This is a genomic window from Pseudomonas sp. HMWF006, assembly GCF_003061205.1.
Lineage (GTDB): Bacteria > Pseudomonadota > Gammaproteobacteria > Pseudomonadales > Pseudomonadaceae > Aquipseudomonas > Aquipseudomonas monsensis.
Genome location: NZ_QAIU01000402.1, coordinates 1 through 8629, shown reverse-complemented (window position 1 = coordinate 8629; position 8629 = coordinate 1). Strand labels below are relative to the sequence as shown.

Genomic DNA, 8629 nt, shown 5'->3' with positions numbered 1-8629 from the left:
GGTTTGCCGGCAGCGTATTTAAGACTGGGAGCGACCAGCGCATCGAAGCGTTTCAGCGCCTCGGAGCCAATCAAAAGCGGGTATTGGAACGCACTACGGTCGGTCAGGTTCACTTCGATGCTGCGCAAAGCCGAACCCATGCAGATATCCAGCTCGATCACCGGGCGGGCAGTGTACTTTTTGCCTTCTTCCGGGTCGTAGTCGCCGGCGCGGCGCTTGATCTTGCTGACCCGCGCCAGCGGCCGTTCGATCGGGTGCGAATGCGCGGCGTCGATCGCCAGGTAAAAGCGTACCCACGACTCGCCGTTGCGTTTGAAGCGTTTGATGTCGCGGGCGCTCAGTGATGCGGTTTTCGCACCGGTGTCGAGTTTGGCCGCGACTTCCAGATTGATGCCATCGAGCGACGCGTATTCGTTAAGGCCGTACACGGTTTTTTCCCCCGCTGCGGCGAGGCCGGGCAGGCAAAACAGAGCAAAAAAGGTGGGGAAGGGCTTGAGTCTCATAAATCCTGGTGCGCAGCGTTCCGTTCTCGGTTCAAGGGCTTGGCAGCAGGCTTTCCTGCCTGCGCCAGCACCTTCGTGTGCCTATCAGCTTTTTATGACAAGCCGTACAAATGGCCAGCAAATGCGGGCGGCATTCTAGCACGGTGGTTTTATGGCGCCAGCGCCTGCGGCGGTCTATAACCCTGGGGCTTCTGCTCCCACAGGTGATTGGCTGATCAAAAGGACCATTGGCTGTGGTTATTAGACGATTGTCGACAATGTGTATTTATCCTTTGACGGACGCGGGTGAATTGGCTAGTTTTTGCCGCATTGGATTTAAAGGTGTCGACAATTATGCTGGATCAACTCGATCCCCCGGTCATCAGCGGCGACGATTCCGAGACGCTCTCGGAAAACGTCTTCCGACGCATCCAGGCGGCCATCGTCAAGGGTGAGATCGCCCCGGGCAGCAAGATCTCCGAGCCGGAGCTGGCGCGCACCTACGGCATCAGCCGCGGGCCGCTGCGTGAGGCCATTCATCGGCTCGAAGGCCAGCGCCTGCTGGTGCGGGTACCGCACGTCGGCGCACGAGTGGTGTCGCTCAGCCACGCCGAACTGCTCGAACTCTACGAAATACGCGAGTCCCTCGAAGGCATGGCCTGCCGTCTGGCGGCCGAACGCATGAGCGTCGAAGACATCGACGAACTGCGCCGGGTGCTGGAAACCCATGAGCGCGATGCGGCGTTTCAGGCCGGCGTCGGCTACTACCAGCAGGAAGGCGATTTCGACTTCCATTACCGGATCATCCAGGGCAGCGGCAATCGCACCCTGACCCAGATGCTCTGCGGCGAGTTGTACCAACTGGTGCGCATGTACCGTATCCAGTTTTCCACCACGCCGAACCGCCCGCGTCAGGCCTTTGCCGAACACCACCGGATTCTCGATGCCATCGCCGACCGTGACGGCGAGCTCGCGGAATTGTTGATGCGCCGCCACATCGGCGCCTCGAAACGCAACATCGCCCGTCATTACCAGGACGGCGCCGACAATAAGACAGCCACTGAACGAGGTGAGTCATGAGTTCCAAGCAGAACACTCCAGGCCAGCGTTTCCGCGATGCGGTCGCCAGCGAGCATCCCTTGCAAGTGGTCGGCGCGATCAACGCCAACCACGCGCTGCTGGCCAAGCGCGCCGGCTTCAAAGCGATCTACCTGTCCGGTGGCGGCGTCGCTGCAGGTTCGCTCGGTGTGCCGGACCTGGGCATCACCGGCCTGGATGACGTGCTGACCGACGTGCGTCGTATCACCGATGTCTGCGACCTGCCGCTGCTGGTGGATGTGGATACCGGTTTCGGTTCGTCGGCGTTCAACGTGGCGCGCACCGTCAAGTCGATGATCAAGTTCGGCGCGGCGGCGATTCACATCGAAGACCAGGTCGGTGCCAAGCGCTGCGGCCACCGTCCGAACAAGGAAATCGTCAGCCAGCAGGAAATGGTCGATCGCATCAAGGCCGCCGTCGATGCCCGTACCGACGACAGCTTCGTGATCATGGCGCGTACCGATGCGCTCGCGGTGGAAGGCCTGGAATCGGCTCTGGATCGCGCCGCTGCGTGCATCGAGGCGGGCGCCGACATGATCTTTCCGGAAGCCATTACCGAACTGGAGATGTACAAACTGTTCGCCAGCCGCGTGAAGGCACCGATCCTCGCCAACATCACCGAGTTCGGCGCGACGCCGCTGTACACCACCGAGCAGCTTGCGGGAGCGGATGTGTCGCTGGTGCTGTACCCGCTGTCGGCATTCCGCGCGATGAACAAGGCGGCGGAAAACGTCTACACCGCGATCCGCCGTGATGGCACGCAGCAGAATGTCATCGACACCATGCAGACTCGCATGGAGCTTTACGACCGCATCGACTACCACACCTTCGAGCAGAAGCTCGATGCGTTGTTTGCACAAAAGAAAGGCTGACCAACACCCCTGTGGGAGCGAGCCTGCTCGCGATGGGCGTTAACGATAACGCGGTGTTCCTGATGTGCCGAGGTGTTCCAGCCACCTTCGCGAGCAGGCTCGCTCCTACAAGTTTCCCTACAAATTCAAGAAGATTGGAGACAGCAATGGCCGAAGCAAAAGTACTCAGTGGCGCCGGGCTCCGTGGCCAGGTGGCCGGGCAAACCGCACTGTCCACCGTGGGCCAGGCCGGTGCCGGGCTGACCTATCGCGGCTACGACGTGCGTGAACTGGCGGCAGACGCGCAGTTCGAAGAAGTGGCTTACCTGCTGCTGTACGGAGAGCTGCCGACCCAGGCACAACTCGACGCCTACCAGCAAAAGCTGAGCAAGCTGCGCGACCTGCCGCAAGCACTGAAAGAGGTGCTCGAACGCATTCCCGCCGACGCCCACCCGATGGACGTGATGCGCACTGGTTGCTCGTTCCTCGGCAATATCGAGCCGGAGAAAGACTTCTCCGAACAGCGCGACAAGACCGACCGCCTGCTGGCGGCGTTCCCGGCGATCATGTGCTACTGGTATCGCTTCAGCCACGACGGCAAGCGCATCAACTGCGTCAGCGACGAGCCAACCATCGGCGGCCACTTCCTGCACCTGCTGCACGACAAGAAGCCGAGTGAACTCCACGTCAAAGTGATGAACGTGTCGCTGATTCTTTACGCCGAACATGAATTCAACGCCTCGACCTTTACCGCCCGGGTCTGCGCGTCGACCCTGTCTGACCTGTATTCCTGCGTCACGGCTGCCATCGGTTCGCTGCGCGGCCCGCTGCACGGCGGCGCCAACGAAGCGGCGATGGAAATGATCGAACGCTTCTCGTCGCCGGAAGAGGCGATCAAGGGCACCCTCGGCATGCTTGAGCGCAAGGACAAGATCATGGGCTTCGGCCACGCGATCTATAAGGACAGCGATCCGCGCAACGAGGTGATCAAGGGCTGGTCGAAAAAACTCGCTGACGAAGTCGGTGACAAGGTGCTGTTCCCGGTCTCCGAAGCCATCGACAAGACCATGTGGGAGCAGAAGAAACTGTTCCCTAACGCCGACTTCTACCATGCCTCGGCGTACCACTTCATGGGCATCCCGACCAAGCTGTTCACGCCGATCTTCGTCTGCTCGCGCCTGACCGGCTGGGCCGCCCACGTGTTCGAACAGCGCGCCAACAACCGCATCATCCGTCCGAGCGCCGAGTACATCGGCGTAGAACAGCGCAAGTTCGTGCCAATCGAACGTCGCTGAATGGTGCGGGCCAACCATCGGCATTGAAATCACCCAGATCCTGTGGGAGCGAGCTTGCTCGCGAATGCGGTAGATCAGTCGACATTGATGTTGAATGTCAGTCCGTCTTCGCGAGCAAGCTCGCTCCCACAGTGGTCGATGTGAATTTGAGGTCGGTACCAGGCCCACCCTTTGAAACCACCGTGACCCGAGTCCTGACCCGATGAACACAGCATTCCGCAAGAACCTGCCCGGCAGTTCCCTGGATTACTTCGACGTCCGTGCGGCGGTCGAGGCGATTCAGCCCGGCAGCTACGACACCCTGCCGTACACCTCCCGCGTGTTGGCGGAAAACCTCGTGCGTCGCTGCGATCCGGCCACGCTCACTGATTCCCTCAAACAACTGATCGAGCGTAAACGCGACCTCGACTTCCCGTGGTTCCCGGCGCGCGTGGTGTGCCACGACATTCTTGGCCAGACCGCACTGGTCGACCTCGCCGGCCTGCGTGACGCGATCGCCTTGCAGGGCGGTGACCCGGCGCAGGTCAACCCGGTGGTGCCGACGCAATTAATCGTCGACCACTCGCTGGCGGTGGAAGCGGGCGGTTTCGACAAGCAGGCGTTCGAGAAGAACCGCGCCATCGAAGACCGGCGCAACGAAGACCGTTTCCACTTCATCAACTGGACCAAAAAGGCCTTCAAGAACGTCGACGTGATCCCGCCAGGCAACGGCATCATGCACCAGATCAACCTGGAGAAAATGTCGCCGGTGATCCAGGTGCGCGATGGCGTGGCGTTCCCTGACACCTGCGTCGGCACCGACAGCCACACCCCGCACGTCGATGCGCTGGGCGTGATTGCTATCGGCGTCGGTGGCCTCGAAGCCGAAAGCGTGATGCTCGGCCGTGCCTCGTGGATGCGCCTGCCGGAAAGCGTCGGCGTCGAACTGACCGGCAAGCTGCAACCGGGCATCACCGCCACCGACATGGTGCTGGCGCTGACCGAGTACCTGCGCAAACAGAAAGTCGTCGGCGCATGGCTGGAGTTCTTCGGCGAAGGTGCGTCGGCGCTGACCCTCGGCGACCGCGCGACCATCTCCAACATGGCCCCGGAATACGGCGCCACCGCGGCGATGTTCTACATCGACCAGCAGACCATCGACTACCTGAAACTCACCGGTCGCGAAGATCAGCAAGTGCAACTGGTCGAGCAGTACGCCAAGCTCAACGGCCTGTGGGCCGACAGCCTGAAAGGCGCGCAATACGAGCGCGGCCTGACGTTCGACCTGTCGTCGGTGGTGCGCAACATGGCCGGCCCGAGCAACCCGCACGCCCGCGTCGCGGTGGCGGATCTGGCGGCCAAAGGCATCTCCGGGCAGTGGGATGACGTGCCGGGGCAAATGCCTGACGGCGCAGTGATCATCGCCGCCATCACCAGTTGCACCAACACCAGCAACCCGCGCAACGTGATTGCCGCCGGCCTGCTGGCGCGCAATGCCAACAAACTCGGCCTGACCCGCAAGCCGTGGGTCAAATCCTCGCTGGCGCCGGGCTCGAAAACCGTCGCGCTGTACCTCGATGAAGCGGGGCTGACCACGGAGCTGGAGCAACTGGGTTTCGGTGTCGTCGCGTTCGCCTGCACCACTTGCAACGGCATGTCCGGCGCACTCGATCCGGTGATCCAGCAAGAGATCATCGACCGCGATCTTTACGCGACTGCAGTGCTCTCCGGCAACCGTAACTTCGACGGCCGCATTCACCCGTACGCCAAGCAGGCGTTCCTCGCTTCGCCGCCGCTGGTGGTCGCTTACGCCATTGCCGGCACCATCCGTTTCGACATCGAGAAGGACGTGCTGGGCGTGGTCGACGGCAAGCAAATCCGCCTGAAAGACATCTGGCCGAGCGACGAAGAAATCGACGCGGTGGTGAAGTCGTCGGTGAAGCCGGAGCAGTTCCGTCAGGTCTACATTCCGATGTTCGCCATTCACGAAGACACCGGCCCGAAAGTCACGCCGCTGTACGACTGGCGCGAGATGAGCACCTACATCCGCCGTCCGCCGTACTGGGAAGGCGCGCTGGCCGGGGCCCGTCCGCTCAAGGGCATGCGCCCGCTGGCGGTGCTGCCGGACAACATCACCACCGATCACCTGTCGCCCTCCAACGCGATCATGCTCGACAGCGCCGCTGGCGAATACCTGGCGAAAATGGGCCTGCCGGAAGAGGACTTCAACTCCTACGCCACGCACCGGGGTGACCACCTGACTGCGCAACGCGCGACCTTTGCCAACCCGAAACTGTTCAATGAAATGGTCGTGGAAAACGGCAAGGTCAAACAGGGTTCCCTGGCGCGAGTGGAGCCGGAAGGCAAAGTGATGCGCATGTGGGAAGCCATCGAAACCTATATGGAGCGCAAGCAGCCGCTGATCATCATTGCCGGTGCCGATTACGGTCAGGGTTCGTCCCGCGACTGGGCGGCCAAGGGCGTGCGCCTGGCAGGCGTCGAAGCGATCGTCGCCGAAGGTTTCGAGCGCATCCACCGCACCAACCTGGTGGGCATGGGTGTGTTGCCGCTGGAGTTCAAACCCGGCACCGACCGCCACACCCTGGCCATCGACGGCAGCGAAACCTACGACGTGATCGGTGCCCGCACGCCACGCGCCGACCTGACGCTGGTGATCCATCGCAACAACGGCGAGCGCGTCGAAGTGCCGGTGACCTGCCGCCTCGATACCGCTGAAGAAGTGTCGATCTATGAGGCCGGCGGCGTGTTGCAGCGCTTCGCCCAGGACTTCCTCGAAGAGTCGGCGGCTGCCGTTTAAACCAGTTAAGCGACCAAGGGATGATAAGTCCCTTGGTCCTTTGAGGAGCAACCATGGCTCACGCACCACAGATCAAAATCCCCGCCACCTACATGCGCGGCGGTACCAGCAAAGGCGTGTTTTTCAGCCTCAAGGATCTGCCTGAAGCCGCGCAGATTCCCGGTCCGGCCCGCGACGCCTTGCTGCTGCGGGTGATCGGCAGCCCCGACCCGTACGACAAACAGATCGACGGCATGGGCGGTGCCACCTCGAGCACCAGCAAAACCGTGATCCTGTCGAAAAGCATCAAGGCCGATCACGACGTCGATTACCTGTTCGGTCAGGTGTCCATCGACAAGCCGTTCGTGGACTGGAGCGGCAACTGCGGCAACCTCTCGGCGGCGGTCGGTTCGTTCGCCATCAGCCATGGTCTGGTCGATGCCAGCCGCATTCCGTACAACGGCGTGGCGGTGGTGCGCGTGTGGCAGGCCAACATCGGCAAGACCATCATCGCCCACGTGCCGATCACCAACGGTGAGGTGCAGGAAACCGGTGATTTCGAACTCGACGGCGTGACTTTTCCGGCGGCCGAAGTGCAGGTCGAATTCATGGACCCGGCGGCCGAAGAAGAGGGCGGCGGCGGTTCGATGTTCCCCACCGGCAACCTGGTCGATCAGCTTGAGGTGCCGGGCGTTGGCACGTTCCAGGCGACCATGATCAACGCCGGGATCCCGACGATTTTCGTCAACGCCGAAGACATCGGCTACACCGGCACCGAGCTGCAAAGCGCGATCAACAGCGATCCGAAAGCGCTGCAGATGTTCGAAACCATCCGCGCCTACGGTGCGCTGCGCATGGGCCTGATCAGCCATCTGGATGAAGCGGCCAAGCGGCAGCACACACCGAAAGTCGCGTTCGTGGCCAAGCCTGCGGATTACGTTGCGTCCAGCGGCAAGGCGATTGCCGCCGGTGACGTCGACCTGCTGGTGCGTGCGCTGTCGATGGGCAAATTGCACCACGCGATGATGGGCACGGCAGCGGTGGCGATTGGCACGGCTGCGGCGATTTCCGGAACTCTGGTCAACCTTGCGGCGGGTGGCGTCGAGCGCAATGCCGTGCGCTTCGGTCATCCGTCCGGGACCCTGCGCGTCGGCGCCGAGGCCAGTCTGGAAAACGGTGAGTGGGTGGTGAAGAAAGCCATCATGAGCCGCAGTGCGCGGGTGCTGATGGAAGGCTACGTGCGCGTGCCCGGCGACTCCTTCTGACCCAGTACATAACCCCCTCGTAGGAGCTGCCGAAGGCTGCGATCTTTTGATTTTGTTTTTGAAGATCAGGATCAAAAGATCGCAGCCTTCGGCAGCTCCTACAGGGAGTGAATTCAATAATAAAAATTGCCAGCCTGAACCGAGGTCCCATCAACGAACCACTGCCAGAGTGAATCGAACATGAGCGCCAACGTCGACCTGAACAACCGCCCCGACTACGACCGTGTCCTGCAGGACATCGCCGATTACGTCCTCACTTTCAAAATCCAGTCTGCCGAAGCCCTCGATACCGCCCGCAACTGCCTGATGGATACGTTGGGCTGTGGCCTGCTGGCGCTGCGTTTTCCCGAATGCACCAAACACCTGGGCCCGCTCGTCGAAGGCACCGTGGTGCCATTTGGCGCGCGAGTCCCGGGCACGTCGTATCGCCTCGACCCGGTTAAAGCCGCGTGGGACATCGGCTGCATCGTGCGCTGGCTCGATTACAACGACACCTGGCTCGCCGCCGAGTGGGGGCACCCGTCGGACAACCTCGGCGGGATTCTCGCGGTAGCCGATCACCTGTCGCAAAAGCGCCTGGCCAATGGTGAAGCGCCGCTGACGGTGCGCGATGTGCTCGAAGCGATGATCATGGCCCACGAGATTCAAGGCGTGATCGCGCTGGAAAACTCTTTCAATCGCGTCGGCCTCGATCATGTCCTGCTGGTGAAGGTTGCTTCGACTGCGGTCACCGCGAAACTGATGGGCGCCAGCCGCGAGCAACTGTTGTCGGCGTTGTCGCATGCCTTCGCCGACGGGCAGGCGCTGCGCACCTATCGCCATGCGCCGAATGCCGGGTCGCGCAAATCCTGGGCGGCGGGGG

At 62.0% G+C, this 8629-nt stretch carries 7 protein-coding genes; 6 read left to right on the top strand and 1 reads right to left on the bottom strand.

The genetic code is table 11. The annotated features are described in order from the left end of the window. On the bottom strand, positions 1-503 hold a 503-nt coding region (locus DBR24_RS16735), incomplete at its 3' end, for an ATP-dependent zinc protease (RefSeq protein ID WP_146189066.1). A gap of 336 nt (positions 504-839) precedes the next feature. On the opposite strand from DBR24_RS16735, the gene DBR24_RS16730 reads away from it, so the two are divergent. From DBR24_RS16730 to DBR24_RS16700, 6 genes are all read left to right on the top strand, one after another. Then, positions 840-1562 (top strand): GntR family transcriptional regulator, encoded by a 723-nt coding sequence (locus DBR24_RS16730; RefSeq protein WP_174377155.1) that lies wholly within the window; start codon positions 840-842, stop codon positions 1560-1562. Beyond that, a complete protein-coding gene (gene prpB / locus DBR24_RS16725) occupies positions 1559-2452 on the top strand; it encodes a methylisocitrate lyase (RefSeq protein ID WP_123463664.1) in 894 nt (297 codons plus the stop codon). Before DBR24_RS16730 ends, prpB begins: the two co-directional genes overlap by 4 nt. 146 nt (positions 2453-2598) lie before the next feature. Then, the gene (prpC, locus tag DBR24_RS16720) at positions 2599-3726 is read left to right on the top strand and encodes a 2-methylcitrate synthase (protein ID WP_128615305.1); all 1128 of its coding nucleotides are present in this window, start codon (positions 2599-2601) and stop codon (positions 3724-3726) included. A gap of 202 nt (positions 3727-3928) precedes the next feature. Then, positions 3929-6523 carry a Fe/S-dependent 2-methylisocitrate dehydratase AcnD gene (gene acnD / locus DBR24_RS16715; RefSeq protein ID WP_123463660.1) on the top strand — a complete coding sequence of 865 codons (2595 nt, stop codon included), beginning with the start codon at positions 3929-3931 and terminating at the stop codon, positions 6521-6523. 53 nt (positions 6524-6576) lie between these two features. Next, positions 6577-7767, top strand: coding sequence for a 2-methylaconitate cis-trans isomerase PrpF (gene prpF / locus DBR24_RS16710; RefSeq protein ID WP_128615304.1), 1191 nt, complete (start codon positions 6577-6579; stop codon positions 7765-7767). A gap of 180 nt (positions 7768-7947) precedes the next feature. Further along, positions 7948-8629 (top strand): MmgE/PrpD family protein (locus DBR24_RS16700; protein ID WP_177490600.1); only part of this gene is annotated, 682 nt, incomplete at its 3' end.